This window comes from Streptomyces sp. NBC_00354, from assembly GCF_036106915.1.
Classification (GTDB): Bacteria; Actinomycetota; Actinomycetes; order Streptomycetales; family Streptomycetaceae; genus Streptomyces.
This window is the reverse complement of record NZ_CP107983.1, coordinates 787,322-813,551: the sequence shown is the minus strand read 5'-3', so window position 1 is coordinate 813,551 and position 26,230 is coordinate 787,322. Positions and strand designations below refer to the sequence as shown.

The following is a 26,230-nucleotide window of genomic DNA, read 5'->3' as shown; positions in this document are numbered from 1 at the left end:
ACAAGATACTGCGACTATCCAGTAGCTGGATACCTGAAGTATCCAGCTAAGGAAAAAACGCAGCCGCGCCGGAGATTCGATGCCTCATCCCACGCCCCCCTCCGTGCTCCGCCGACCCCAGTTGTGGATCGGAACGGGACTCATCGCCGCAGTGGTCTCGATGTTGTTCGCCCTGCTCTACGTCGGGGGCAACGTCAACCCGAGGGGCAACCTGCGCGACCTGCCCGTGGCCCTGGTCAACTCCGACAGCGGCGCCGACGTCAACGGCCGCCGCGTCAACCTGGGCGAGCAGGTCGTCTCGGGGATCCAGAAGGCTGCCAAGGGCGACAAGAGCATCGACTGGCAGCTCGTCAGCCGCGAGGAGGCCGACAAGCGGCTGGGCCGGGGCAAGGTCTTCGGCGCCCTCGTCATACCCAAGGACTTCACCACCACGGTGACCGGGCTCACCGCCCCGCAGCCCGCGCCCCAGGGCAAGGCCGTCCCGCCGGCCCTGACCGTACTGACCAACCAGGCCGCCGGCAGCATCGGCTCCTCGATGTCCTCGCAGGCCGCCCAGAAGGCCGCCCACGCGGCCTCCGCCCAGCTCGGCCAGGAACTCCTCAAGCAGGCCGCAGCCCAGAAGAGCCCGCTCCCGACGGCCGCCCAGCTCAAGCTGGCCGACCCGGTGACCGTGAACGTCGCCGACGGCCACCCCGTCGGCTCGCGCAGCGCCATGGGACTGAGCGCCTTCTACTACGCGCTGGTCCTTGTCGTCTGCGGCATGCTCGGCGCCAACGTGGTCAACTCCCAGGTCGACACCGCGCTCGGCTACCTGCACACCGACTTCGGCCCCGTCCGCAAGCGCGAACCCGTCCAGCACACCAGCCGCGTCCGAACCCTGGGCATCGGCATGGCGCTCATGCTCGGCCTGTCACTGGTCATGGGCACACTGGTCGAGGTCGCCACGGTCGGCATCCTCGACATGGACGCCTCCCACCTCGGCCTGCTGTGGCTCTACTCGGTCGCCACCATCGCGGTGGTCGGCATCGGCAGCCTGGCCCTGTTCGCGGCCTTCGGCACCCCCGGCATGCTGCTGGCCACCATCGTCTTCGTCGCGATGGCCGTCCCCTCCTCCGGTGCCACCGTGCCCGTGCAGGCGCTGCCCGGGTTCTTCCGCGCCCTCGCCGAGTTCGAGCCGCTGCGCCAGATCACCGAGGGCCTGCGCTCCCTGCTCTACTACGGAGCCCAGGCCGACGCGGGCCTGACCCGGGCCTGGGCGTCGATGGGTGTCGCCCTCGTCGCCGCGCTGGTCTTCGGCTTCGTCGTCACGACCCTCTACGACCGCAGGGGACTGCACCGCATCCCCCTGCCCGGTGCCGAGGCCGGGGCCCCCGCTGAGACCCCTTCGTCTCCCGCGTCCCCCGAGGCCGCAGCACCCGCCACGGCCTGAGACGGCCTCCGGCTGCCCGCTGCGGACGTGACCTGCCGGGACCCGCCGCCCTTCCCGCAGGCGTGCCGGTCCCTGCGGGCCCGGTCAGTCATCGAGGCGGCCGGTTATCACCAGGTGGCCGTCCGGGGTGCGCCGCGCGAGTTCGCCGGTGCGGAAGTACCCGTCAGCGGTGAAGGAGCCTGCGTTGTGCTCGGGCGCCCGGTAGTAGCCGCGCAGGGTGTACGGACCGCGGGCGAGGAGTTCGCCGGGCTCCCCGTCGGGGACGTCCTTGCCGTCGACGTCCACGATGCGGATCTCATCGTCGGGCGAGAGCGGCCGGCCCTGCGTGGTGAGCACGGTCTCGTCCCGGTCGGCGGGCCGGGTGAGCGTGAGCAGACCGTCAGGCATGCCGAAGACCTGCTGAAGGCGACAGCCCATTTCGGCGCCCATCCGCTCGGCGGTCGCCCGGTGCAAGGGCGCGCCGCCGATCTGCAGGAGACGCAGACTGCTCAAGTCGACCCGGACCGTGGGGAGTACGTCGAGCCAGAGCCGGGCGGCGGCGGGCGCCAGCGACGTGATGGTGACCCGCTCCCGTTCGATGGCCGCAAGGCATTCGGCGGGTGCCGGGTTCTCGGCCAGGACGACGGTGCCGCCGACGGAGAGGGTACCGACGATGCCGGGGCAGCCGAAGGCGAAGTTGGACTCGGCGGGCAGCGCGGCGAGGTACACGTCGTTCTCGGTGAGCGACACCAGCTCGGCGGCGGCCCGCACCTGGTAGGCGTAGTCGTTGTGGGTACGCGGAACGAGCCTGGGCGCCGCAGCGGCAGCGCCGGAGAGCAGGAAGAACGCCACCTGGGCGGCGCTCTGCGCAAGCGCCGGTTCGGGCGCGGCGTCGATGGAGCCCAGTGGGGAGTACTGGCAGCCCGACGGGTCGGTCGTGAGGCCGCCGTACGGGGACGACTCGCCCGGCGCCTCAAGGGTGAACACCCGCCGCAGGAAAGGCCATCGGGCCGCGATGTCCCCGGCCATCGCCGTGTGGTCGAAGCCCTGGTAGGTCGAGGGAGCCACGTAGCCGACGGCCTGGGTGACCCGCACGAGCTCGGGTACCTCGGACGCGCGGTGCGAGAGCGGGCAGAACACGGGGATCACGCCGACGCGCATCAGCGCGAACACGGTGATGACGAACTCGGGAACGTTCGGCAGCTGGACGACGACCCGTTGCCCGGGCCGGAGGCCGCGCAGCCTGAATCCGGCGGCCGTGCGGTCCACGCGCCGGTTCAGGTTCGCGTACGTGATGCGGGTGTCGCCGTGCACGAGCGCGGTCCGGGGTCCGTACTGCAGGGCCATGCCGCGCAGCAGGCTGTCCAGCGTGTTGCCACGCCAGTGTCCGGCCGCCCAGTAGCGGTCGACGAACTCCTGGGGCCAGGGCGTGCAGCCGGCGAGCATGGATGCCATTCGTTTCCTTCTGTGCCAGTTCCGAACCGGAAGCCCTGCGGATCGTGTTTCGCCTTGACGGGGGCGTGGCGGTGGTGATCGCGACGACCGCGGCCCCCGACTCCGTCCGCGACTCCCGAGCTGCTGATCACTCTTGGTCTTTCCTCTGGCCGCGAGCAATGTGCTTTCCGGACCATGGACGCTGAATTCCCTCAGCGGATAGTCCAATCAGGGACCGCTGACCAGCAGGAATGATCGGGGTTCAAGCCAACTCGGCCCAGGGGCCAGATGATGAAAGCCGGACGCGACGTCCGGGATCATGGACGTACTGTCCACGCACGCATAGACCGTCCGGAGTGGTTCCACCGTGAATCCTGTTTCGCCCGACTCCTCGGTTCTCCATCCGATGCCCGGACAGCCGCGCGTCGTGCTCCTGAAGCCGCTGGTGACGTCTCCGCTGATCGAGGTCGGCGAGTACTCCTACTACGACGATCCGGACGAGCCCACCGCCTTCGAGACCCGCAACGTGCTCTACCACTACGGGCCCGAGAAGCTGATCATCGGGAGGTTCTGCGCGCTGGGCACCGGCGTCCGGTTCATCATGAACGGTGCCAACCACCGCATGGACGGACCTTCGACGTTCCCGTTCCCCATCATGGGCGGCGGCTGGGCCGAGCACTTCGATCTCATCACCGGCCTCCCCGGCCGCGGGGACACCGTCGTCGGCAACGACGTCTGGTTCGGCCACGGTGCCACGGTCATGCCCGGAGTACGCATCGGCCACGGCGCGATCATCGCCTCCGGAGCCGTCGTCGTCGACGACGTCCCCGACTACGGCATCGTCGGCGGCAACCCGGCCGAGCTGATCCGAACCCGGTACAGCGAGGCGGACGTCGCCCGCCTTCTCGCCCTGGCCTGGTGGGACTGGCCGGCCGAGCACCTGACCCGGCACGTACGCACCGTCATGTCCGGCAGCATCGACGACCTGGAAGCCGCCGCCCCGGCCGGCCCCCGGGGCATGTGAGCGCGCGCCAGGCAATCACGTGGTCCTCGAGTCGCGGGAGGGAGGTCACAGACCTGGACCCTTATCAACCTGTTGCCCCGTATGTCACTCTGGCGCCCATGTTCCTGCCGTTCCCGTCCCGAGCCGTGCCCGCCGTACTGGCCGGGGCCGTGACCGCCCTGCTGGCGGGGTGCGCGCCTTCGGCCGCCGCCGGTGCGGTGGCTCCGCCGGCCGTGGGCTCCGTGACGTACACGCCCGCGCGGGAGCCGTCCCCGGCAGCTGCCACCGCCGCTCCTACCGTGCCGGCGTCCGTGAGCCCCGGTGCTGCCGTCCGGACCCAGGTCTCGACGTTGTCCATACCCTCTGCCGGTATCGCCGGGCTGCGCGTGGTGCCGTACGAGGGCACCACCGACGACGCACCCGGCACCCGTATCCAGGACCTCGGCGTGGCGGCCAGTCCGTACGGCGAGCGGGGCGGGGTCGGACCCGGTCAGGTGGGCAATTTCCTGGTCACCGCGCACCGCCTGTCGGCAGGCGGTCCGCTGCACGACCTGCCTTCCGTCGACAAGGGCGACACGGTCGTCGTGACCGTCGGCGGGGCGGCGTACACCTACGAGATCGTCGCGACCCGCAAGACGTCCTTCCGCTCGGAGAGCTCGCTGGGCGAACAGCGCGCCGCAGTGCCCGGGGAACCCGGGGTGGCCCCCACCCAGGCCATGATCACGATCTCGACCTGCGCCACACCGGAGGACCACGCCGAGGGCAACTTCTGGAGCGACGCCCGGGGCAACCCCGAGCATCGCATCGACAAGATAGGGGTTCTGCGCAAGACCGCCGCCGGAGCCCCGGCCGCCGGCTGACACACGGCGGGGCGGGACGACACCACTCGTCACGCCCCGCCGTTCCCTCAGCACCCGGGGCACCCTCGGCCCGGGCCGCGAACCGGGGCCCTCAGCCCCGGTCGTACGTGTGGAACCCGCGGCCCGTCTTGCGGCCCAGGAGCCCTGCCTGGACCATCCGCTGGAGGAGCGGCGGCGGGGCGTAGAGGGGTTCCTTGAACTCGTCGTAGAGGGATTCCGCGATGGCGGCGACGGTGTCGAGGCCGATGAGGTCGGCGAGCTTCAGCGGTCCCATGGGATGGGCGCAGCCGAGCACCATGCCGGCGTCGATGTCGGCGGCCGTCGCGAAGCCGGACTCGGCCATCCGGATCGCCGACAGCAGGTAGGGGACCAGGAGCGCGTTGACCACGAACCCGGACCGGTCCTGCGAGCGGATCGCGGTCTTGCCGAGCGTCTCGCGTACGAAGGACTCCATCGCCTCGGCGGTGTCCGCCGTGGTGTGCAGGGAGGAGACGATCTCCACCAGGGGCAGGACCGGCACGGGGTTGAAGAAGTGCAGGCCCAGCACACGGTCGGCGCGGCGGGTGGCCATGCCCAGGGTCATGACCGGGATGGCGGAGGTGTTGGAGGCGAGGATCGCCTCCGGGTCCTCCACGATCTTGTCGAGAGCGGTGAAGATCTCCGTCTTCACCTCGGCGTTCTCGACCGCGGCTTCGATGACCAGCTGCCGGTCCGCGAGATCCTCGAGGTCCCCGGTGAACAGCAGGCGGGCCAGCGCGTCCTCGGCGGAGATCCGGTCGAGCTTGCCGCGCTGCACGGCGCGTTCCAGCGATACGGCGACCCGCTCCCGGGCGGCGCGGGCAGCCGTGGCGTCGGCCTCGCAGACGACCGTGTCGAGGCCGGCTCGGGAGCAGACTTCGGCGATGCCTGCGCCCATCCGGCCGCCGCCGACGATGCCGATGCGACGGATCTCGGAGCTGAGCGTGCTCATGAGCGGGCCTCCGGACGGCGGACGAGGTGGCGGGTGTAGGCGTCGGGGGTGAAGAAGGCGGGCAGCTCGCGGCCGAGGGCGTTGCGCTCCAGGATGCCGCGCGCTTCGCCGACCAGAGCGTCGGGCCGCTCCGCGGCGAGAGCCGCGCATTCGGTGTCGATCAGCCGCAGCACCTCGTCCCGCGTGACGAGGCGGTGGCGCAGCCACTGCCAGAGCTGGACACGGGCGATCTCGGCGGTGGCCGCGTCCTCCATCAGCCCGTAAAGGGCCACGGCCCCGCTGCCGCGCAGCCAGGCATCGAAGTACCGCAGGGACACGGCCACATTGGCGCGCACCCCCTCCGTCGTGGGCGGTCCGCTGATGCGGCGGACCGACAGCAGGTCCGAGGCGCGGACGCTCACGTCCTCGCGGGTGCGGTCGATCTGGTGCGGGCGCTCGCCCAGGACGCCGTCGAAGACCTCCCGGCAGACGGGGACCAGACCCGGGTGGGCGACCCAGGAGCCGTCGAAGCCGTCCTCGGCCTCGCGCTCCTTGTCGAGCCGCACCTTGGCCAGGGCCGCTTCGTTCGCGGCCGCGTCCTTGCCCGGTACGTGCGCGGCCATGCCGCCGATGGCGTGGGCGCCGCGCTTGTGGCACGTACGGACGAGCAGTTCGGCGTACGCCCGCATGAACGGGGCGGTCATGGTGACCTTGGCCCGGTCGGGCAGCAGGAAGTCGGTGCGGTGCCCGAAGTTCTTGATGAGGCTGAACAGGTAGTCCCAGCGGCCTGCGTTGAGACCGGAGCTGTGCTCGCGCAGCTCGTAGAGGATCTCCTCCATCTCGAACGCGGCCGTGATCGTCTCGATGAGGACGGTGGCCCGGACGGTGCCGCGCGGGATGCCGAGGAGTTCCTGGGCGAGCAGGAAGACGTCGTTCCAGAGGCGGGCCTCGTACCGGTTCTCCAGCTTGGGGAGGTAGAAGTACGGGCCGTACCCGGCATCGATCTGCCGCTGCGCGCAGTGGAAGAAGTACAGGCCGAAGTCGACCAGCGAGGCCGGGACGGGTCGGCCGTCGACCGTGAGGTGCTCCTCGGTGAGGTGCCAGCCGCGGGGGCGGACCACGATGGTCGCGAGGTCCGCGCCGAGGCGGTACTCCTTGCCCTCGGGGGTGGTGAAGTCGATGCGCCGCTGACAAGCATCCAGCAGGTTGAGCTGACCGCCGATGACGTTGTCCCAGGTGGGCGCGGTGGCGTCCTCGAAGTCCGCCATCCACACCCGGGCACCGGAGTTGAGGGCGTTGACGGTCATCCGGCGGTCCGGCGGTCCGGTGATCTCGACGCGGCGGTCGGTCAGGCCGGGCGCGGGCGGGGCCACCCGCCAGCCGGGGTCGGCGCGGACGGCCGAGGTGGCGCGGGAGAAGTCCAGCGGCGAGCCCGCGGCCAGGTTGGTGTACCGGCGCTGGCGCTCCTTGAAGAGCTCGAGCCGTCGCGGGGCGAAGGCGGCGTCGAGGCGGCCGATGAAGTCCAGGGCCGCGGGGGTGAGGATCTCCTCGTGGCGCTCGCCCGGCGTTCCGTGGACCTGGACGGTGCGGGTCGGTGCATGGGTGGACATGGTGGGTCTCCTCCGGGGAGGGGAGGGCCGGACGGGACGGTGCGTCCGGCCCTCCGGAACACGGGCCGAGGGATGAGGTGCCTGACGGGCGGGGTTCCTAGTGGAACTGCTCCTCCTCGGTGGAGCCGGCGAGCGCCGTGGTGGAGGAGGCGGGGTGGACGGCGGTGGAGACCAGGTCGAAGTAGCCGGTGCCGACCTCGCGCTGGTGCCTGACGGCGGTGAACCCGTGCTCCTGGGCGGCGAATTCGCGCTCCTGGAGGTCCACGTACGCGGTCATGCCGTGCTCGGCGTAGCCGCGGGCGAGGTCGAACATGCCGTGGTTGAGGGAGTGGAAGCCGGCCAGGGTGATGAACTGGAAGCGGTAGCCCATTGCGCCCAGCTCCCGCTGGAACTTGGCGATCTGGTCGTCGTCCAGGGAGGCCTTCCAGTTGAAGGAGGGCGAGCAGTTGTAGGCGAGCATCCGGTCCGGGTACTCGGCGTGGACGGCCTCGGCGAACTCGCGGGCCTGGGCCAGGTCCGGGGTGCCGGTCTCGACCCAGATGAGGTCGGCGTACGGGGCATACGCGAGGCCGCGGGCGATGACCGGCGCCATGCCGTTCCGGACGCGGTAGAAGCCCTCGGCGGTGCGCTCACCCGTCACGAACTGCGCGTCGCGCTCGTCGACGTCGCTGGTCAGCAGGTTCGCGGCGAGGGCGTCCGTACGGGCGATGATCAGGGTCGGGGTGTCCGCGATGTCGGCGGCCAGGCGGGCCGCGTTCAGGGTGCGGATGTGCTGCGAGGTGGGGACGAGCACCTTGCCGCCGAGGTGGCCGCACTTCTTCTCGGAGGCGAGCTGGTCCTCGTAGTGGATGCCGGCCGCACCCGCCGCGATCATGGCTTTGGTGAGCTCGAAGGCGTTCAGGGGACCGCCGAAACCGGCCTCGGCGTCGGCGACGATCGGCGCCAGCCAGTCGATGCCGTCCGCGCCGCCCTCGGCGGTGGAGATCTGGTCGGCGCGCAGCAGGGCGTTGTTGATCCGACGGACCACCTGGGGCACGGAGTTGACCGGGTAGAGGCTCTGGTCCGGGTAGGTGTGCCCGGCCTGGTTGGCATCGGCGGCGACCTGCCAGCCGGAGAGGTAGATGGCCTGGAGGCCGGCCCGGACCTGCTGGACGGCCTGGCCGCCGGTCAGGGCACCGAGGGCGTGGATGTAGTCCCGCTCGTGGAGCTGTCGCCACAGCCGCTCGGCGCCGCGCCGGGCCAGGGTGTGCTCCTCGCGGACGCTGCCGGAGAGCCGGACCACGTCCTCGGCGGAGTAGGTCCGCTCGATGCCGGCCCAGCGCGGGTCGCTCGCCCAGCGCTCGGCGAGGTCCGCTGCCGCTGCCGTCGTGTTCGTGTCTGCCATGACCGTCACCGTCTCCATGATGTCGATTGAGCTGCGCCTGTACGTCAAAGGTGCAAAGGCTTGGCACTGTGTGCCGTTCGTGGTGGTCGCGGCCCGCCGTCCGTGCCTGGAACGAGCTGAGCAATGTTGTCGAACCCAGCCGGAACCTGCCGGGATCGCCGACATCAGGGCATGAATCGTGCCCGGTTGTTCCGTGCCGGCCGCCGAGTCCGGCGGGCCGCAGGACGACTCTCCCAATGACACCCAGTGCCATCAAGATGGGATGTCTGCTAAGTTCTGCGCATCTTTTCGCGCGGGTTTGCCAAGTCTGCAAAGGTCGGCCGATGCCGACTCCCGAGCCAGGCCGGCGCGGGACACGAGGGGGCGTCGTGAGCAAGACGTACGCGGGAGCGCGGCTGCGGCGGCTGCGCGAGGAGCGGCGGATGAGCCAGGCCGACCTGGCCCGGGTGCTCGCGATCTCGCCCAGCTACCTCAACCAGATGGAGCACGACTCCCGCCCGCTGACCGTGCCCGTGCTGCTGCGGCTGACCGAGGCCTTCGGCGTCGACCCCGGCTTCTTCTCGGAGCGGGACACCAGCCGCCTCGTCGCGGACCTGCGCGAGGCGCTGGCCGGGGAGGTCGCCGAGGCCCGGGTCTCCACCTCCGACCTCGCCGAACTGGCCTCGCGGATGCCCGCGGTCGCCCAGGTGCTGCTGGACCTCGGCCGGCGCAGCCAGCGGCTGGCCGAGGGCCTGGCCGGAGTCGCGGACTGCCGCGACGGGGACGGCGGCGGCGGTGGGCCCCTCTCCCCGCACGAGGAGATCCGCGAGTTCTTCTACCGCCGCCAGAACTACCTCCACGACACCGACCTCGCCGCCGAGGATCTCGCCCGCACCATCGGGATCCGGCCAGGCGAGGTCGTCCACGCCCTCTCCGCCCGGCTGGCGGACCGGCACGGCGTACGGGTCGTGGTCGCCGGCGACTCGGCGGCCGGCTCCGAGCGGCTGCACCACTACGCGGAATCCGGCCGCGTGCTCCAGCTCTCCGCCCGCCTGAGGCCGGGCCAGCAGGCCTTCCGGATGGCCACGCAGCTGGCCCTGCTCGAGTACGGCGAGGAGCTGGACCGGCTCGCCTCGGAGGACTTCCCCGCCGGTTCCACCCCGCACGGCCTCGCCCGGATCGGCATCGCGAACTACTTCGCCGCCGCGCTGATCCTCCCGTACAGCGCCTTCCATACGGCCGCCGAGGGATTCCGTTACGACATCGAGCGGCTCACCGACCACTTCGGCCTCGGCTACGAGACGGTCTGCCATCGCCTGAGCACGCTCCAACGCCCCAGGCTGCGCGGGGTCCCCTTCTCGTTCGTGCGCGTCGACCGCGCCGGGAACATGTCCAAGCGGCAGTCCGCGACCGGATTCCACTTCTCCCGCGCGGGCGGCACCTGCCCGCTGTGGAACGTGTACGAGGCCTTCGCCGCACCCGGCCGCATCCACGTCCAGGTCGCCGCCATGCCGGACGGGCAGCGCTACCTGTGGACGGCCCGCGCCATCACCCGCCACCGGGGCGGCTGGGGCGAACCCGGCAAGACCTTCGCGATCGGCCTCGGCTGCGAGATCCGGCACGCCTCGAGGCTCGTCTACTCCGACGGCCTCGACCTGGACAACACCTCCGCCGACACGCCCATCGGCATGGGCTGCCGGATCTGCGAGCGCCTGGAGTGCCCGCAGCGCGCCGTCCCGCCGCTCGGGCGCCCGCTGGCCGTCGACGAGAACAGCAGCACCTTCGTCCCGTACCGGGTCGCCGAGTAGGGCCTCCGCTCCCGGGGGTCGTTCACACGTCCGCGCCGTGGGTGGGGGTGGACTTACTTGGACGTCCAACTATATGTTCGTGACAACCCGCGGTGCAGGGAAGCCGGTGTGAATCCGGCGCGGTCCCGCCACTGTGACCGGGGAGTGTGCTCTTCAGCAGTTCAGGCCACTGACGGAATCCATCCGTCGGGAAGGCCGGAGAGCGCGCGCTGATCCGGGAGTCAGGATACCGGCCGTGGGGTGTTCCGTGTTGTCCACGAGGATGGAGAAGACACGCATGGCACCGGTACGCGACCACGGCCCAGGTGATCCGGCGGAGTACCCGAACCACGAGGCCCTGTCCCCGCGTTCGTGACTCGACGAAGGCACCCGCGCCTTCCCTGTCCCGCGGTCGGCCCCCGCGGTGCGCACCCCGATCGGTGCCGTACCGCGCCCTCGCCGCGCCTTCCTCGGATCCTCACCTGACGAGAGCAGGCTTCGATGGTCCGTGAACTCACCCACTTCATCGGCGGAAAGCACACCACCGGCACGTCCGGGCTCTTCGACGACGTCTACGACCCGAACACCGGCGCCGTCCAGGCCAGGGTCCCCCTGGCGGGGCGCGCCGACACCGAGGCGGCGATCACCAACGCCTAGGAAGCGCAGGCCGAATGGGGCCGGTGGAACCCGCAGCGCCGCGCCCGGGTCATGCTGCGCTTCCTCCAGCTCGTCGAGGGCGAACGCGACGCGCTGGCCCGGCTGTTGTCCTCCGAGCACGGCAAGACCGTCGCCGATGCCCACGGAGACCTGCAACGAGGCCTGGAGGTGGTCGAGTTCGCCGCCGGGATCCCGCACCTGCTCAAGGGCGAGTTCACGGACAACGCCGGCACCGGCATCGACGTGCACTCGCTGCGCAGTCCGCTCGGCGTCGTCGCCGGGATCACCCCCTTCAACTTCCCCGCGATGATCCCGCTGTGGAAGGCCGCCCCGGCCCTGGCCTGCGGAAACGCCTTCATCCTCAAGCCCTCCGAGCGGGACCCCTCCGTACCGCTGCGCCTCGCCGAGCTGTTCCTGGAGGCCGGTCTGCCGCCGGGCGTGCTCAACGTCGTCAACGGCGGCAGGGAAGCGGTCGACACCCTCCTCGAGGACCCGCGCGTCCAGGCCCTGGGCTTCGTGGGCTCCACCCCGATCGCCGCGTACCGAGGGACGGGCCGGCCGGCTGACCCTCAACCGCCCCAAGGCCCTCAACGCACTCACCCACCCCATGGTGCTGCGCATCGAGGAGGCCCTCACCGCCTGGTGGGAGGACCCCGCGGTGGAAACGGTGGTGATCTCCGGCGCAGGCGAGCGCGGACTGTGCGCGGGCGGCGACATCCGCGCCATCTATGAGGACGCCCGCTCCGGCGGCAGCGCCTCGGCCGATTTCTGGCGGGACGAGTACCGGCTCAACGCGCTGATCGCCCGCTACCCCAAGCCGTACGTCGCCCTGATGGACGGCATCGTCATGGGCGGCGGCGTCGGCATCTCGGCCCACGGAACCGTGCGGATCGTCACCGAACGCTCCCGCGTCGCCATGCCGGAGACCGGCATCGGCTTCGTCCCCGACGTCGGCGGCACCTACCTGCTCGCGCTGGCCCCCGGCGAGCTCGGCACCCACCTGGCCCTGACGGGCGCGCCCGTCGGCGCCGCCGACGCGATGCTCTGCGGCCTCGCCGACCACTTCGTGCCGGCCGAGCGGCTCGGCGCGCTGGTGGCGGGGCTCGGGCAGGAGCCCGTACGCGACGCCCTGGCGCCGCATGTCGGCGAGGCGCCGCCCGGTGAACTGCCCGCCCACCGGGAGTGGATCGACCACTGCTACGCCGTCGACACGGTGGAGGAGATCGTCGGCCGCCTCATCGGCAGCGGCGTACCGGCGGCCGAGGAGGCGGCCGCCGCGCTGGCCGCCAAGTCCCCGACGGCGCTGAAGGTCACCCTGGCCGCACTGCGCAGTGCCCGTCGGCTCGGCCCGCTGGAACGGGTCCTGGAGCAGGAGTACCGGGTCTCCTGCCACGCCCTGCGCTCGCCCGACCTGGTCGAGGGCATCCGGGCCCAGGTCATCGACAAGGACCGCAGCCCCCGCTGGTCGCCCGCCCACCTCGCCGAGGTCGGCGAGAGCGACGTCGCCCGCTCCTTCGCCCCGATCGGCGCCGACCGCGAACTGAACCTCGCTGCCGCCGACTCCCTTCAGGAGGTGCCCTGGTGACCACCGTCATCGCCTTCATTGGCCTCGGTCACATGGGCGGCCCGATGGCCGCCAACCTCACGGCCGCCGGCCACCGCGTACTCGGCTTCGACCTCGTCCCCGATGCGCGGGCCGCCGCCGCGGCGGCCGAGGTGGAGATCGCGGACTCCGCAGGGGCGGCCGCCGCGGAGGCGGACGTGGTGATCACCATGCTGCCCGCGGGACGCCACGTACTCGCCCTCTACCGGGACGAGGGACTGCTGGCGGCCGCGAAGCCCGGCACCCTGTTCATCGACTGCTCCACCATCGACGTCGCCGACGCCCGCGCCGCCCACGAGGCGGCGGTCGCGGCCGGTCACCGGGCCCTGGACGCCCCCGTATCGGGCGGCGTCATGGGCGCCGAGGCGGCGACCCTCACCTTCATGGCCGGCGGAGGCGAGCCGGAATTCACCCAGGCGGAACCGCTGTTGGCGGCCATGGGCAGGAAGACGGTGCACTGCGGGGGCGCCGGCGCCGGGCAGGCGGCGAAGATCTGCAACAACATGATCCTCGGCATCTCGATGATCGCGGTCAGCGAGGCCTTCGTCCTCGGTGAGAGCCTCGGCCTGTCCCACCAGGCGCTCTACGACGTCGCGTCCACCGCCTCCGGCCAGTGCTGGGCTCTCACCACCAACTGCCCCGTCCCCGGCCCGGTCCCGGCCAGCCCCGCCAACCGCGACTACCGCCCCGGGTTCGCCGCCCCCCTCATGGCCAAGGACCTCGGACTCGTCGCCGATGCCCTGCGCGCGGGCGGCATCGACACGGGACTCGGGCTGCGCGCCGCCGACATGTACGCCGCCTTCGCCGAAGGCGCCGGAGCGGACCAGGACTTCTCCGCCATCGTCCACACCCTGCGCGAAGCCGCCGCAGCACAGAACGGATGACCTCATGACCGACACCCCGTACGAGACGATCCTCGTCGGGCGCAAAGGCCGCACCGCCCTCCTCACCCTCAGCCGGCCGAAGGCGCTCAACGCCCTCAACTTCCACGTCATGAACGAGGTCGTGGCCGCCACCGAGGCGCTGGACCGGGATCCGGAGATCGGCTGCATCGTCCTCACCGGCTCCGCGAAGGCCTTCGCGGCCGGCGCCGACATCAAGGAGATGCAGCCGCAGGGGTACATGGACATGTACCTCACCGACTGGTTCACCGCCTGGGACCGCCTCGGCAACGTCCGCACCCCCACCATCGCGGCCGTCTCCGGCTACGCGCTGGGCGACGGCTGCGAACTCGCCATGCTCTGCGACATCCTGCTCGCCGCCGACACCGCCGTCTTCGGCCAGCCGGAGATCAAGCTGGGCGTGATCCCGGGCATCGGCGGCTCCCAGCGGCTCACCCGGGCCGTCGGCAAGGCGAAGGCCATGGAACTCTGCCTGACCGGCCGGACGATGGACGCCGTCGAGGCGGAGCGCGCCGGGCTGGTCTCCCGCATCGTCCCGGCCGAGGAGCTGCTCGCCGAGGCCCTCACCGTCGCGGAAACCGTCTCGGCGATGTCCGCCCCCGTCGCGATGATGGCCAAGGAGGCCGTGAACCGGGCCTTCGAGACCACCCTTGCCGAGGGCGTCCGCTTCGAACGCCGCCTTTTCCACGCGGTGTTCGCCACCGCCGACCAGAAGGAGGGCATGTCCGCCTTCGTCGACAAGCGCGCTCCGGACTTCACCCACCGCTGACCCGCCTTGACGCCGCACCCCCCACCGATCGGGAACCGGTGGACGGCTACGAGGACAGGAAGGACAGCCGTACCGTGCGGTGGGGGTTGTCGCGGTTGGTGTCGACCAGTACGACGGACTGCCAGGTACCCAGGGCCAGCCTGCCCCGCACCACCGGCAGCGTGGCGTGCGGCGGTACGAACGCGGGCAGTACGTGGTCGCGGCCGTGCCCCGGGGAGCCGTGCCGGTGGCGCCAGCGGTCGTCGGCGGGCAGCAGGGTACGCAGGGCATCCAGCAGGTCGTCGTCGCTGCCGGCGCCCGTCTCGATGACGGCCAGCCCGGCCGTCGCATGCGGAGTGAACACGTTGAGCAGTCCGTCGCGGCCCCGGGAGGCGTCCTGCAGGAACTCCGTACAAGCCGCGGTCAGGTCGTGCACGGTCTCCGAGGAGCCCGTCGTCACGTCGAGCGTGCGTGTGGTGAAGGTGTCTGCCATGGGCCCATCCTCGCCGGGCACCGCGGCGCGGCCACGGCGCCGCGCCCCGGACCGCGGACAGCGTCCGCATCGCCAGCCCCGCCAACCCGGCCGGGGCGCCGGCCTTGGCGTGGCTACAACTCACCTGCGCGCATGCGACGTTCCCGAAGTCGTCTGCCGCATGTGCCACAGCCTGGCCAGGGGCGGGCCCGTGGGGACGACGAAGGCCCCGCCTCTATGCTGGACCGATGCCATCGATCAAGCAGGTCCAAATCACCTTCGACTGCGCAGAACCCGAGCGCGTCGCTCGTTTCTGGTCCGAAGTGCTGGGGTACGTAGCACCGCCGCCGGAGGGGTTCGCCACCTGGGACGACTTCGATCGCGCTACGCCGCCTGACCATCAGGGTGCAGCGTACGCATCATGCGCCGACCCCTCGGGTGCAGGCCCGCGACTGTTCTTCCAGCGCGTTCCCGAAGGCAAGATCGTCAAGAACCGGGTGCATCTTGACGTGCGGGTCGGCACCGGGCTCGTGGGTGAAGAGCGACTGGCCGCACTTGAGGCCGCATGTGCACGACTGGTCCCGCTCGGCGCGGTACGCGGGCGACTGCTGCTGGCCGATGACGAGAACGAGTCGTGCCTCTTGATGCAGGACATCGAGGGCAACGAGTTCTGTCTCGACTGAGCGGCGAGGGTCGCCGTCCCCCGGCAGGTGGGCGCCGACCGCGTCGACGACGACCGGCTGAGGGTGATCCGGAAGCTGCTAGGCCGGCCCTGGCCCGCCCTCGTGGGCGTCTGCCGGCAGGTTGCGGGGGACGGTGGCGGCCCCGCCGGTGCGTACGGCGTCCACCACGGCCTGGTGCAGGAAGCGGCTGCCGTCCTCGGAGGCGCAGGGCACCGGACTTCCGGTGACGGTGAACCAGTCCGAGCCGCCGGTGTACTGCACGGCCACCTGGGCCTCCTGGCCCGACCAGGTGGTGTGCACGGTCAGGTCCCCGCTGAGGACCCCCGCCTCGTCGGTGCTCACTCCGCCGCGTCCGGCGAACACCCCTGTCGTTGTCCACGAAGCCCAGGTCATGGCGCATCGCCCCTCACCACGCAGTCCTCTGACCCTTCCACGTTACGGCGGGTCCGGCGATCCTGCGTGGTCGCCGCCGTGCCGCGGCCGGTATCCCGCCCGGTTCGTACGAGCAGCTCACCATGGCGGCCAATGGGCTGACGGGGCTCAGGCCCGGTCTTCGGCCTTGGCCTTCAGGCGGTGGAGCCAGGTGTCGAGCGAGGCGTCGAGCGCCTGCTGGAGAGCGGGGGTGTCGGCGTTGACGGGCGCGCCGGCCCAGGACTCCTCGGTGTGGACGTGCACCCCGTCCTTGCGCTGGGTGAAGGTCCATACGTGGACCGCGGTGATCCCCTGCGCCGGTCCGCCCCACGCGATCCGGCGCTGCGGTACGACCTGCCGGACGGTGGAGTCGATGTCGGCGAGGCCGTGGACGGACCAGCGGAACACGGAGCCGGCCCGCAGCGGGCCCGGCGTGCGCTTGGTCGCCTCGATGACCTCGGGCTGCCACGCCGGCCAGGCTTCGACGTCGGTCTGGATCTTCCAGATCTTGTGCAGCGGCGCATGGATGACGATGTCGTCGCGCGTGATCACCGGGGCGTCGTGGTCGATCTCCACGGGATGATGGGAGGCGCCGGTGCCGGAGATGCCGATCGTGAACGCGAGGGGCAGGGCAGCGGTCTGGGCGAGCAGGGTGGTCAGCATGGCGGTTCTCCTGGGGAAGTGGGGGAGCGGTGACGGCGAGGGGTCGGCGGGTCAGGGGACGAGGACGACCTTCCCGGCGACCGTCCCCGACTCGGCCAGGCGCATCGCCTCGGCGACGCGGGCCAGCGGGATCTCGGCCGCGACCTTGGCGGTGATCTCACCGCGCTGCAGCGCCGTGAACACCTGGGTGAGGTCGGAGCGCAGGCGCGCCCGGAAGCGGTTCTTGGCGTAGGCGCGGCCGGCCCACACGTTGAAGAAGTACGCACGGCGGCCGTTCGGCAGCGCGTTCCACAGCCACACCCGGCCCAGGAGCTTGAGGATCGGCGACGAGCCGGAGCCCTCGTCGTCGCGGGTGGCGGCGCTGCCGTACGAGACGAGCGTGCCGCCGGGGGCCAGGAGCCGCCAGGAATCGACGATGCCCTCGCCGCCGACGTGGTCGAACACCGCGTCCACCCCGCCGGGGGCAAGGGCCCGTACCCGTGCGGCAACGTCGCCGGAGCGGTAGTCGACGGGGGCCACCCCGAGGTCGCGCAGCGCGTCGTGGTGACGGGCGGAGGCGGTACCGATCACCCGGGCGCCCGCGGCGAGCGCCAGCTGGACCAGGATCGAGCCGACACCGCCGTTGGCGCCGTGGACCAGGACGGTCTGCCCTGCGTGCACCCGGGCCTTGCGGTGGAGCATCTGCCAGGCGGTGATGCCGTTGACGACCGCGGTCTCCGCGTCCACCGCGCTGACGCCGTCGGGTACCTCCACCACGTCGGCGGCGTCGAGCGCGATGTGGCTTGCCCAGCCTCCGGTCTTCGTCAGCGCGGCCACCCGCCGGCCGAGCAGGCCGGAGCCGACGCCTGCGCCCACGGCCAGCACCCTGCCGACCAGGTCGTATCCGGGGACGAAGGGGAACGCGGGCTGGTCGTAGTACCGGCCGCGGCGCATCTGCTGCTCGGCGAACGACACGCCCGTCGCCTCCATCGCGACCACGACCTGCCCGGCGGCCGGTACCGGGACCGGTCCCCGGTGCAGCTCCAGGCCTTCCGGCTCGACCTTGCCCGGGAGAACGATCTGGATCAGCTCGGCGGTGTTCATCATGACCTCCAGTTTGTTTCGGCATCTCGTGTTCGTTAGAAGCTATAACTAGAATGAGTTGCTGTATCGCCGATGTCAAGGGAGTGGCTCGTCCGATCGCGAGTGGTCCTGCCGATGGTGATAGCCTCTAACGAACAGTTGGTGTGACGGGCCATGAGAGGGTGGCGGGCATGACCGGGAGTACGAAGACCCCCCGTGAGCGGTACCGGCAGCAGGTGCGCGAGGAGGTCAAGGAAAAGGCCTGGCAGCAGATCGCCGGATCCGGCGCCTCCGCGCTCTCCCTCAATGCGATCGCCAAGCAGATGGGCATGAGCGGACCGGCGCTGTACCGGTACTTCGCCAACCGTGACGAGCTCATCACCGAACTCATCCGCGACGCGTACCGCAGCCTCGCCGACGCCTTCATCGCCGCCGGCGACGGGGGGAAAGGCGGAGCGGGCCGACCCGGCCTCGGCGCGCTGGCGAAGGTGCTCCGTCGCTGGGCCCTGGAGGACCCGCACCGCTACTTCCTCGTCTACGGCACCCCGGTGCCCGGCTATCACGCGCCGCAGGACATCACCGCGATCGCCTCGGAGATGATGTCCGTCCTGCTCGACGCCTGTGCAGCCGCCGGGCCGGACCCCGCCCCGGGTGCGGAGCCCCATGCCTTCGAGGGCCACCTGGCCGGCCACCGGGAGTGGGCCGCGAGCCACCCGGACGCCCCGCCGCCGGCCCTGCGCCTGGCCCTGGCCTTCTGGACCCGCCTGCACGGCGTGCTGTCCCTGGAGCTGGCGGGCCACTTCACCGGCATGGGCCTGGACCCCGCCCTGCTCTTCGAGGCCGAGGTGGACAGCCTGACCACGCGCTGACCCGCACGCACCCCCCGCACGCGCGGCGCTCAGTACACGTCGCGGCCGTACCGCTTGTCGGCGGAGAGCTGCTTCAGGTACGCGGCGGCTTCGTCCTCGTCGAGGCCGCCGTGCGCCACGGCTATGTCGCGCAGCGCCTGGTCGACGTCCTTCGCCATCCGGCTCGCGTCACCGCACACGTAGAAGTGGGCGCCGTCCTGGAGCCAGGACCACAGCTGGGCGCCGTGCTCGCGCATGCGGTCCTGGACATAGATCTTGGTGCGCTGGTCGCGGGAGAAGGCCAGGTCGAGGCGGCTGAGTGTGCCGTGCCGGTGGAGCTCCTCCAGCTCTTCGCGGTAGTAGAAGTCGCTGGCCCGGCGCTGTTCGCCGAAGAACAGCCAGTTGCCGCCGTGGTGGCCGAGGGCGCGGCGGTGTTCGAGGAAGGCCATGAACGGGGCGATGCCGGTTCCCGGGCCGACCATGATCGCCGGTGTGTCCGCGCCGGCGGGCGGGCGGAAGTGGGCCGAGCGCTGGACGAACAGCGGTACCGGGGTGCCCGGTTCGGCATCGGCGAGGAAGGTGGAGGCGACGCCTTTGCGCTGCCGGCCGCCCGGCCCCTCGTAGCGCAGGACCGAGACCGTCAGGTTCACCTCGCGCGGGGCGGCGAGGGGGCTGGAGGAGATGGAGTACAGGCGCGGCTGGAGGCGTTTGAGGCGCTCGGCCCACTCCTGGGCGCCCAGGCGGACCGGGAACTCGGCCAGGATGTCGACGGGCTGGCGCCCCCAGGCCCATTGGGCGAGGCCGTCCTTGTTGTCGGGGCGCGTCAGCTGTTTGAGCTTGCGGTCGCCGGTGTGCTCGGTGACGAACCGCAGGAGGTCGGGCGTGAGACGGGTGATGTCCAGGTGCCGGTGCAGCGCCTCGGCGAACGGCATGGGGGCGTGTCCGGGCACGGCCACCTCCGCGTCCGGGGCGAGGCCGGTGGCGGCCAGCCATTCCGTCACCAGGTCGGGGCAGTTGACCGGGAGGACGCCGAGGGCGTCACCCGCCTCGTACGCCGGGCCGTCCTCGCCCAGGTCGAAGGTGAACCGGCGGACCTCCTTGGTGGCGCCGGGCAGGCTCAGCAGCCGGTTGCCGGACAGCCGGGCGGTGTACGGGGAGTTCTTGTCCGGCACCGGGCGGGACGGCCCGGCGGTCGCCGGGTCCGGGGTCGCCGGCACCGGGGCGGCTGCCAGGGCGTCGCGGACCCGCTCCAGCCACTGGGCGGCGGGTTCCTCGTAGTCGGGCTCGCAGTCCACGCGCGGCAGGAGGCGCCGGGCTCCCAGCTCTTCGAGGCGCCGGTCGAGCCGGCGGCCGTGGCCGCAGAACGCGTCGTAGTTGGAGTCGCCGAGCGCAAGGACCGCGTACCGGACGTCCTCGAGCCGGGGCGCGTCGGACTCCTCGAGGGCCTCCCAGAACGGGGCTCCGTTGTCCGGGGCATCGCCGTCGCCGAAGGTGCTCGTGACGACCAGCAGATCCGTGCCGGGAGTGAGGGAGGCGGGGGTGCGGTCCGCCATGCTGTGCACGGTCGCCGCGGTGCCGCCGGCGGCCAGTTCCGTGCCGATGGAGGCGGCGAGGTCCTCTGCGTTCCCCGTCTGGGAAGCCCAGAGGATCACGGTCTGCCGGGTGGGCGTACCCGGTGCGGCGGGGACCGGAGCCGCGGCGGCCGGAGGCGTGGCGGCCAGGGCCGTCGCCGTACGCGAGTACGTACCGGCGAGTACTCCGTCGACCCACAGGGCGTGCCCGGCCTCGAAGGGGGCACCGGCAGGAAGGGCCGGGACGCCCGTGCCGGGCGGGGCGGAGGCGAGCCCGGCGAGGAATCCGGCGAGGTACTGGCGTTCGCGGTCGCAGAGGGCGGGCGGTGTGTGGCCCTCCAGCCCGAACAACGAGGTGAGGGCGGGTGCCACCGCGCTCGCCGCGGTCACCGGGGCGGTTACGGGACGCGTCAGCGTCGCAATGACACCGCCCGGGTGCGCCCCGGCGGCGGCGGGGCTGCCGAGGGCGGGCTCGGCAGCGGGCAGGGCCACGGGAACCGGGGTCCGTGTCTTCGTCAGCGTCACCGCGCACATCTTGAACCCGGGCTGGAAGGAAACCGGGTCGACGGCGTCGTCGGTGACCGCGTTGACGCTGAGGTACTCGCCGAACAGGTCGTTCCAGTGGAAGGGGGCGAAGCAGTTCCCCGGCCGGACCCGGTCGGTGACGACGGCGGGCAGCACGGCCCGCCCGCGCCGGGAGGCCACCTCCACCCCGTCGCCTGCCACGATCCCGAGAGCGGCCGCGTCCTGCGGGTGGATCTCCACGAACGGCCCGGGGTTGAGCTTGTTCAGCTTGGCGACCTTGCCGGTCTTGGTCAGGGTGTGCCACTGGTGTTGCAGGCGGCCCGTGTTGAGCACGAACGGGTAGTCGTCGTCCGGGAGTTCGGCGGCCGGAAGATGGGGGCGGGCGAAGAACACGGCCCGTCCCGTGGCCGTGGGGAACAGGAGACGGGGGCGGCTGCCGTCCGGGCGCTCCGCCAGGTTCTGGCTGACGCCGTCGTTGAGGTAACGGACCGGGTTGCGGTCCGGCCCGCCCGGGGCGGCCGGCCACTGCACCGGGCCCGCGCGCAGCCGCTCGTACGTGACGCCGCGCAGGTCCCAGCCGGTCTTCGGGTTCCAGGCCTGCCGCAGCTCCTCGAACACCTCCTCGGCGCAGCCGTACGTGAACGCCTCGGCGAATCCCATCGCGCAGGCGACCCGGGCGATCAGCTGCCAGTCGGGCAGGGCCTGGCCGGGCGGGTCGGCGGCCCCCTGCACCAGGGTGAGGTTGCGCTCCGAGTTGATCATCACGCCGTCCGCCTCGGCCCAGAGGGTGGCGGGGAGCACGATGTCCGCGTAGGCGTTCGTCTCGGTCTCCGCGAACACGTCCTGCGTGACGACCAGTTCGGCGGTCTCCAGCGCCTTGATGACCGTGCTGCGGTTGGCGACGGAGGCGACCGGGTTGGTGCAGATGATCCAGCACGCCTTGATCTCACCGGCGGCCATCTGCTCGAACATCTCGATGGTCCCGCGTCCGACGTCGGTGCGCAGGGTGTTCTCCGGCAGGCCCCACAGCTTCTCGGTGAAGTCGCGGTCCTCGTCGACCAGTACCGAGCGCTGGCCCGGCAGGCCGGGCCCCATGTAGCCCATCTCGCGGCCGCCCATGGCGTTGGGCTGGCCGGTGAGGGAGAACGGGCCGCTGCCGGGACGGCAGATGGCGCCCGTGGCCAGGTGCAGGTTGACCAGGACGTTGGTGTTCCAGGTGCCGTGGACGGACTGGTTGAGGCCCATGGTCCAGCAGCTCATCCACTCGCCCGCCTCGCCGATCCAGCGGGCGGCCAGCCGGATGTCCGCCTCCGGTATGCCGGTGATCTCGGCGACCTTCGCGGGCGGGTACTCCCGCAGGAAGGCCGGCATGTCCTCCCAGCCCTCGGTGTGCTCGGCGATGAAGTCCGGGTCGGTCCAGCCGCCCTCGACGAGCAGGTGCAGCAGCCCGTTGAGGAGGGCCAGGTCGGTGCCCGGCCGGATCTGCAGGAACAGGTCGGCCTTGTCGGCCGTGGCATTGCGCCGGGGATCCACCACGATCAGCTTGGCGCCGGCGGCCTTGACGCGGTCCATCATCCGCAGGAAGAGGATGGGGTGGCAGTCGGCCATGTTGGCGCCGATGACGAGGAACGTGCCCGCCCGCTCGAAGTCCTCGTACGAGCCGGGCGGCCCGTCGGCGCCCAGCGAGAGCTTGTAGCCGCTGCCGGCGCTCGCCATGCACAGCCGCGAATTGGACTCGATCCGGCTCGTCCGCAGGAACCCCTTGGCCAGCTTGTTGGCGAGGTACTGGGCCTCCAGGGACATCTGGCCGGAGACGTAGAGCGCCAGCGCGTCGGGGCCGTGCGCGTCGAGGATCTCCCGGAGGCGACGGGCCGTCTCGGCGACGGCCGCGTCCACCGCGACGGCGGCGGGCCCGTCACCCCGCTCGCCGCGGATCAGCGCGGTCTCCAGCCGGCCGGGCGCGGCCAGCATGTCGGCGTGCGTGGCGCCCTTGGTGCACAGGCGCCCGGCATTCGCGGGGTGCTCCTTGTCGCCGCTGACCTTGGCCACCGTACGGCGCCCGTCGGCGCCCCCGGCGATGTCCAGTACGACCCCGCAGCCGACGCCGCAGTACGAGCAGACCGTCCGCACCTGTTGACCGGTCGCGGCCCTCGCCTCCGCCACAGCAGACCTCCTCGCGCCGCCGGCCGACCCCACCGCCAGGGGCCGCTGCGGCCGTGTGCAGGTCGATCCCGTTGCGGCCCAAGGTAGAAAGTCGGTGTTGCGTGCATGTGACGGGCGGTGCCACCCGGGGGTTACAAGCGTCTGCGCCAAGGTCATCACGGGAGGTGAGACACCTCCCACGGGGTGCCTGCCGACCGGACATCATGTCGGTGGCACCTTGATCCGTACGCGACACGCAGCGAGGAACCAGATGAGCGACGCAGCCGCCCTCCTCCACCCCGGGGCTCCCGACTCGCCCGTGATACTCCACATGCCGCACTCGTCCCGCGCCATACCCGCGGACGTCCGCGCCGGGATCCTGCTGGACGACCGGGCACTCGAAGGGGAGCTGGACCACATCACCGACTCGCACACCGCGGAGATCGCGGCCAGGGCGGCCGAGGCCGCCCGCGTCACCCCGTGGCGGTTCGAGAACCGGCTCTCGCGGCTGGTCGTCGACCCCGAGCGGTTCCCCGACGAGCGGGAGGAGATGCTGGCGCGGGGGATGGGCGCGGTCTACACACGGACGACGCACCGCGACGAGCTCCGCCCGGCCGACTTCGACGGACGACCGCTGATCGAACGGTACTTCCACCCGTACGCGCAGGCGATGACGGAAGCGGTGGAGGAGCGGCTGGGGGCCGTCGGACGGGCGGTCATCCTCGATGTGCACTCGTATCCGGCGAAGGCGCTGCCCTACGAGCTCCACGGTGACGGACCGCGCCCGCCGATCTGCATCGGCACGGACGCCTTCCATACGCCCCGACCCCTGCTCGAGGCGGCGCAGCAGGCGTTCGCGGGTTTCGGCGGCACGGGGCTGGACAGCCCGTTCGCGGGAACGTACGTGCCGCTGCGCCACTACGGAAAGGACGCGCGGGTCGGCGCGCTGATGGTGGAGATCCGGCGGGACCTCTACATGAGCGGGCCCGGAGGACCGGCGGGCCCTGGCCTCGACGCCCTGGCGGGCGCGCTGGCCGCTCTCGTCGAGTGGGCGACGGCGTGACGTGAAAGGTATGCCGGACGTCCCGATCGGCCGGTGCGGGGCCGTCCGGGACGTCCGGCGAGGCTCGGGTTCAGGCGAGGTCGAACCGGTCGAGGTTCATCACCTTGTCCCACGCGGCGACGAAGTCACGCACGAACTTCTCCCCACCGTCCCCGGACGCGTAGACCTCTGAGATGGCTCGCAGCTGGGAGTGCGAACCGAAGACGAGGTCGACGGCGGTGGCGGTCCACTTGGCCTCGCCCGTGGCACGGTCCCGGCCCTCGAACACGTTCTCGGTCGAGGTCGACGGCTTCCACTCCGTGCCCATGTCGAGCAGGTTGACGAAGAAGTCGGTGGTCAACGCCTCCGGCCGGTCCGTGAAGACGCCGTGCGGGGATTGCCCGAACCCGGTGTTCAGGGCCCGCATGCCACCGATGAGGACCGTCATCTCGGGAGCGGTGAGCGTCAACAGGTTGGCGCGGTCCAGCAGGAGGGTCTCCGGCGACAGCTTCTCCCCCTCCCGCAGGTAGTTGCGGAACCCGTCCGCCGGGGGTTCGAGCACGGCGAACGACTCCACGTCGGTCTGCTCCTGCGAGGCGTCCGTACGCCCCGGTGCGAACGGGACCGTGATGTCGTACCCGGCGTTCTTCGCGGCCTGCTCGACAGCCGCGCACCCGCCCAGGACGATCAGGTCCGCGAGCGAAACCTTCTTGCCGCCGGCCGAGCCGTTGAACTCCTGCCGGATCTGCTCGAGGGCCTGCAGCACCTCGGCCACCTCGGGTACGGCGTTGACCTCCCAGTCCCGTTGCGGAGCGAGCCGGATCCGCGCCCCGTTGGCCCCGCCCCGCTTGTCGGTGCCGCGGAAGCTCGCGGCCGCCGCCCAGGCGGTGGTGACCAGCCGGGGGACGGACAGCCCGGAGGCGAGGATCCTGCCCTTGAGGGCGGCGATGTCCGCGTCCCCGACCAGCTCGTGATCGACCGCGGGGACAGGGTCCTGCCACAGCTGCGGCTCGGCGATCCACGGGCCGAGGTAGCGCGGCAGGGGCCCCATGTCGCGGTGCAGCAGCTTGTACCACGCCTTGGCGAAGGCCACCGCGAGCTTGTCCGGGTTCTCGTGGAAGCTCTTCACGATCGGCGCGTAGACCGGATCCATCTTCAGCGCGAGGTCCGTCGTCAGCATCATCGGCGCGTGCCGCTTCGACGGATCATGGGCATCGGGCACGGTGTCCCGGGCCGACGGATCCGTGGGAGTCCACTGCTGCGCACCGGCGGGGCTCGTCGTCAGCTCCCAGTCGTACCTGAACAGGTTGTCCAGGTAGCCGCTGTCCCACTTCGTCGGCTCGGTGGTCCATGCGCCCTCGAGCCCACTGGTCAGCGCGTTGACGCCCGTGCCGCTGCCGCACGTGTTCCGCCAGCCGAGGCCCTGCTGCTCGATGGGGCCGGCCTCGGGCTCCGGGCCGATGCAGCCGGGGTCGACCGCACCGTGGCACTTGCCGAACGTGTGGCCGCCGATGATGAGCGCAGCCGTTTCCTCGTCGTCCATGGCCATGCGCGCGAACGTCTCGCGAATGTCCTTCGCGGCGGCCATCGGATCCGGGTTGCCGTTGGGCCCTTCCGGATTGACGTAGATCAGGCCCATCTGTACGGCGCCGAAAGGACCGGTGAGTTCCCTGTCGCCGGCGTAGCGCTCATCTCCGAGCCACGTGTCCTCGGGCCCCCAGAAGATTTCCTCGGGTTCCCAGGTGTCCTCCCGCCCGAAGCCGAATCCGAACGTTTTGAAACCCATCGATTCCATGGCACAGTTTCCGGCGAAAATCAGCAGATCGGCCCAGGAGATCTTCCGGCCGTACTTCTGCTTGACCGGCCAGAGCAAACGGCGTGCCTTGTCCAGGCTCGCATTGTCCGGCCAGCTGTTGAGGGGGGCGAAGCGCTGGGATCCGGCGCCGCCACCGCCCCGGCCGTCGGCGATGCGGTACGTCCCCGCGGCATGCCAGCTCATCCGGATGAACAGCGGCCCGTAGTGGCCGTAGTCGGCAGGCCACCAGTCCTGGGACGCCGTCATCACCTCGAAGACGTCCTGCTTCAGCGCGTCGACGTCGAGGGCCGCGAATTCCTTCGCGTAGTCGAAGTCCTCGCCCATCGGATCGGACAAGGGCGAATGCTGGTGGAGGACCTGCAGGTCCAGCTGATTCGGCCACCAGTCCCGGTTCGTTCTGGGGCGGGTCGGCGCGGGGGTCGGGGAGGGGATTGCTGGGTTCTCGCTTTCGCTGCCGGACACGTCCGCCCTTCTTCCTGTCTCGGTGTTTCTTCGATGGTCGCGCACCGTGGACCGCGCGGCGGCGAGAACACGCAGAGCGCCGCTTCGTATGAAGAACTCGCGCGTGAGCAAGGGAGGTTTATTCACATGATCGGGATCATTGCGCGGTCCGCGGCGGGGCTGTCCGCGTGCTTCCGGCCGGCGGGCTGCGTGCCTACCCGGCCGTGGGA

At 71.4% G+C, this 26,230-nt stretch carries 21 protein-coding genes, 1 pseudogene and 1 riboswitch; of the genes and pseudogenes, 12 read left to right on the top strand and 10 right to left on the bottom strand.

Annotated features, from left to right (window positions below):
* The first annotated feature begins 79 nt into the window (after window positions 1–79).
* Window positions 80–1,429 carry a YhgE/Pip domain-containing protein gene (locus OHT74_RS03930; protein WP_328619327.1) on the top strand — a complete coding sequence of 450 codons (1,350 nt, stop codon included), beginning with the start codon at window positions 80–82 and terminating at the stop codon, window positions 1,427–1,429.
* An 84-nt stretch (window positions 1,430–1,513) separates the two neighbouring features.
* Here the strand turns inward: OHT74_RS03930 and OHT74_RS03925 are convergent, their stop codons facing one another.
* Entirely contained in the window at window positions 1,514–2,863 is a 1,350-nt protein-coding gene (locus tag OHT74_RS03925) for a (2,3-dihydroxybenzoyl)adenylate synthase (protein WP_328619326.1), read from the bottom strand.
* Between the two features lie 385 nt (window positions 2,864–3,248).
* On the opposite strand from OHT74_RS03925, the gene OHT74_RS03920 reads away from it, so the two are divergent.
* Together OHT74_RS03920 and OHT74_RS03915 are read left to right on the top strand one after the other, a co-directional pair.
* Entirely contained in the window at window positions 3,249–3,866 is a 618-nt protein-coding gene (locus tag OHT74_RS03920) for a CatB-related O-acetyltransferase (RefSeq protein ID WP_266660644.1), read from the top strand.
* A 98-nt stretch (window positions 3,867–3,964) separates the two neighbouring features.
* The gene (locus OHT74_RS03915) at window positions 3,965–4,705 is read left to right on the top strand and encodes a class E sortase (RefSeq protein WP_328619325.1); all 741 of its coding nucleotides are present in this window, start codon (window positions 3,965–3,967) and stop codon (window positions 4,703–4,705) included.
* Window positions 4,706–4,796: 91 nt separating this feature from the next.
* On the opposite strand, the gene OHT74_RS03910 is transcribed toward OHT74_RS03915, so the two are convergent.
* From OHT74_RS03910 to aceA, 3 genes are all read right to left on the bottom strand, one after another.
* On the bottom strand, window positions 4,797–5,675 hold the full coding sequence (locus OHT74_RS03910; RefSeq protein WP_328619324.1) for a 3-hydroxybutyryl-CoA dehydrogenase: 879 nt from the start codon (window positions 5,673–5,675) through the stop codon (window positions 4,797–4,799).
* Window positions 5,672–7,264, bottom strand: a complete 1,593-nt coding sequence (gene aceB / locus OHT74_RS03905; RefSeq protein WP_328619323.1) for a malate synthase A — start codon at window positions 7,262–7,264, stop codon at window positions 5,672–5,674. Before aceB ends, OHT74_RS03910 begins: the two co-directional genes overlap by 4 nt.
* Window positions 7,265–7,361: 97 nt before the next feature.
* Window positions 7,362–8,648 (bottom strand): isocitrate lyase, encoded by a 1,287-nt coding sequence (gene aceA, locus OHT74_RS03900; RefSeq protein WP_266660635.1) that lies wholly within the window; start codon window positions 8,646–8,648, stop codon window positions 7,362–7,364.
* Here aceA and OHT74_RS03895 point away from each other — a divergent pair.
* The 6 genes and pseudogenes from OHT74_RS03895 to OHT74_RS03870 all read left to right on the top strand — a co-directional run bounded on the left by OHT74_RS03895 (window position 8,647) and on the right by OHT74_RS03870 (window position 14,345).
* The gene (locus OHT74_RS03895; RefSeq protein WP_328619322.1) at window positions 8,647–8,823 is read left to right on the top strand and encodes a hypothetical protein; all 177 of its coding nucleotides are present in this window, start codon (window positions 8,647–8,649) and stop codon (window positions 8,821–8,823) included. The two genes, aceA and OHT74_RS03895, sit on opposite strands and share 2 nt — an antisense overlap.
* A gap of 193 nt (window positions 8,824–9,016) precedes the next feature.
* Window positions 9,017–10,435, top strand: coding sequence for a short-chain fatty acyl-CoA regulator family protein (locus OHT74_RS03890; protein ID WP_328619321.1), 1,419 nt, complete (start codon window positions 9,017–9,019; stop codon window positions 10,433–10,435).
* 73 nt (window positions 10,436–10,508) lie between these two features.
* Window positions 10,509–10,687: riboswitch (cobalamin riboswitch) on the top strand.
* Window positions 10,688–10,915: 228 nt separating this feature from the next.
* Window positions 10,916–11,614: pseudogene (locus OHT74_RS03885) on the top strand (aldehyde dehydrogenase family protein); the annotation flags it as partial.
* 19 nt (window positions 11,615–11,633) lie between these two features.
* Window positions 11,634–12,656, top strand: coding sequence for an enoyl-CoA hydratase/isomerase family protein (locus OHT74_RS03880; protein ID WP_328623250.1), 1,023 nt, complete (start codon window positions 11,634–11,636; stop codon window positions 12,654–12,656).
* Window positions 12,653–13,558 (top strand): 3-hydroxyisobutyrate dehydrogenase, encoded by a 906-nt coding sequence (mmsB, locus tag OHT74_RS03875; RefSeq protein ID WP_328619320.1) that lies wholly within the window; start codon window positions 12,653–12,655, stop codon window positions 13,556–13,558. Before OHT74_RS03880 ends, mmsB begins: the two co-directional genes overlap by 4 nt.
* 4 nt (window positions 13,559–13,562) lie before the next feature.
* Window positions 13,563–14,345, top strand: a complete 783-nt coding sequence (locus tag OHT74_RS03870; protein WP_328619319.1) for an enoyl-CoA hydratase — start codon at window positions 13,563–13,565, stop codon at window positions 14,343–14,345.
* 46 nt (window positions 14,346–14,391) lie between these two features.
* Here OHT74_RS03870 and OHT74_RS03865 read toward each other — a convergent pair whose 3' ends face one another.
* Entirely contained in the window at window positions 14,392–14,817 is a 426-nt protein-coding gene (locus OHT74_RS03865) for a secondary thiamine-phosphate synthase enzyme YjbQ (protein ID WP_266660620.1), read from the bottom strand.
* Window positions 14,818–15,044: 227 nt separating this feature from the next.
* Between OHT74_RS03865 and OHT74_RS03860 the strand changes: the two genes are divergently transcribed.
* Window positions 15,045–15,479, top strand: a complete 435-nt coding sequence (locus OHT74_RS03860; RefSeq protein WP_328619318.1) for a VOC family protein — start codon at window positions 15,045–15,047, stop codon at window positions 15,477–15,479.
* Window positions 15,480–15,557: 78 nt separating this feature from the next.
* Here the strand turns inward: OHT74_RS03860 and OHT74_RS03855 are convergent, their stop codons facing one another.
* The 3 genes from OHT74_RS03855 to OHT74_RS03845 form a co-directional block, all read right to left on the bottom strand.
* On the bottom strand, window positions 15,558–15,872 hold the full coding sequence (locus OHT74_RS03855; RefSeq protein ID WP_328619317.1) for a hypothetical protein: 315 nt from the start codon (window positions 15,870–15,872) through the stop codon (window positions 15,558–15,560).
* Window positions 15,873–16,019: 147 nt separating this feature from the next.
* On the bottom strand, window positions 16,020–16,553 hold the full coding sequence (locus OHT74_RS03850) for an SRPBCC family protein (protein WP_328619316.1): 534 nt from the start codon (window positions 16,551–16,553) through the stop codon (window positions 16,020–16,022).
* A 51-nt stretch (window positions 16,554–16,604) separates the two neighbouring features.
* Window positions 16,605–17,636, bottom strand: coding sequence for a medium chain dehydrogenase/reductase family protein (locus OHT74_RS03845; RefSeq protein WP_328623249.1), 1,032 nt, complete (start codon window positions 17,634–17,636; stop codon window positions 16,605–16,607).
* A 170-nt stretch (window positions 17,637–17,806) separates the two neighbouring features.
* On the opposite strand from OHT74_RS03845, the gene OHT74_RS03840 reads away from it, so the two are divergent.
* Window positions 17,807–18,484 (top strand): TetR/AcrR family transcriptional regulator, encoded by a 678-nt coding sequence (locus tag OHT74_RS03840; RefSeq protein WP_328619315.1) that lies wholly within the window; start codon window positions 17,807–17,809, stop codon window positions 18,482–18,484.
* Window positions 18,485–18,513: 29 nt separating this feature from the next.
* On the opposite strand, the gene OHT74_RS03835 is transcribed toward OHT74_RS03840, so the two are convergent.
* Entirely contained in the window at window positions 18,514–22,722 is a 4,209-nt protein-coding gene (locus tag OHT74_RS03835; protein WP_328619314.1) for a bifunctional nitrate reductase/sulfite reductase flavoprotein subunit alpha, read from the bottom strand.
* Between the two features lie 250 nt (window positions 22,723–22,972).
* On the opposite strand from OHT74_RS03835, the gene OHT74_RS03830 reads away from it, so the two are divergent.
* Entirely contained in the window at window positions 22,973–23,764 is a 792-nt protein-coding gene (locus OHT74_RS03830) for an N-formylglutamate amidohydrolase (protein ID WP_266660608.1), read from the top strand.
* 70 nt (window positions 23,765–23,834) lie between these two features.
* Here the strand turns inward: OHT74_RS03830 and katG are convergent, their stop codons facing one another.
* The gene (katG, locus tag OHT74_RS03825) at window positions 23,835–26,021 is read right to left on the bottom strand and encodes a catalase/peroxidase HPI (protein WP_328619313.1); all 2,187 of its coding nucleotides are present in this window, start codon (window positions 26,019–26,021) and stop codon (window positions 23,835–23,837) included.
* Between the last annotated feature and the right edge of the window lie 209 nt (window positions 26,022–26,230).

Coding starts and splice junctions, on each gene's coding strand:
- OHT74_RS03930 (WP_328619327.1), top strand. CDS start 80: ATGCCTCATCCCACGCCCCCCTCCGTGCTCCGCCGACCCCAGTTGTGG.
- OHT74_RS03925 (WP_328619326.1), bottom strand. CDS start 2,863: ATGGCATCCATGCTCGCCGGCTGCACGCCCTGGCCCCAGGAGTTCGTC.
- OHT74_RS03920 (WP_266660644.1), top strand. CDS start 3,249: ATGCCCGGACAGCCGCGCGTCGTGCTCCTGAAGCCGCTGGTGACGTCT.
- OHT74_RS03915 (WP_328619325.1), top strand. CDS start 3,965: ATGTTCCTGCCGTTCCCGTCCCGAGCCGTGCCCGCCGTACTGGCCGGG.
- OHT74_RS03910 (WP_328619324.1), bottom strand. CDS start 5,675: ATGAGCACGCTCAGCTCCGAGATCCGTCGCATCGGCATCGTCGGCGGC.
- aceB (WP_328619323.1), bottom strand. CDS start 7,264: ATGTCCACCCATGCACCGACCCGCACCGTCCAGGTCCACGGAACGCCG.
- OHT74_RS03895 (WP_328619322.1), top strand. CDS start 8,647: ATGACCGTCACCGTCTCCATGATGTCGATTGAGCTGCGCCTGTACGTC.
- aceA (WP_266660635.1), bottom strand. CDS start 8,648: ATGGCAGACACGAACACGACGGCAGCGGCAGCGGACCTCGCCGAGCGC.
- OHT74_RS03870 (WP_328619319.1), top strand. CDS start 13,563: ATGACCGACACCCCGTACGAGACGATCCTCGTCGGGCGCAAAGGCCGC.
- OHT74_RS03865 (WP_266660620.1), bottom strand. CDS start 14,817: ATGGCAGACACCTTCACCACACGCACGCTCGACGTGACGACGGGCTCC.
- OHT74_RS03860 (WP_328619318.1), top strand. CDS start 15,045: ATGCCATCGATCAAGCAGGTCCAAATCACCTTCGACTGCGCAGAACCC.
- OHT74_RS03855 (WP_328619317.1), bottom strand. CDS start 15,872: ATGACCTGGGCTTCGTGGACAACGACAGGGGTGTTCGCCGGACGCGGC.
- OHT74_RS03850 (WP_328619316.1), bottom strand. CDS start 16,553: ATGCTGACCACCCTGCTCGCCCAGACCGCTGCCCTGCCCCTCGCGTTC.
- OHT74_RS03845 (WP_328623249.1), bottom strand. CDS start 17,636: ATGAACACCGCCGAGCTGATCCAGATCGTTCTCCCGGGCAAGGTCGAG.
- OHT74_RS03840 (WP_328619315.1), top strand. CDS start 17,807: ATGACCGGGAGTACGAAGACCCCCCGTGAGCGGTACCGGCAGCAGGTG.
- OHT74_RS03830 (WP_266660608.1), top strand. CDS start 22,973: ATGAGCGACGCAGCCGCCCTCCTCCACCCCGGGGCTCCCGACTCGCCC.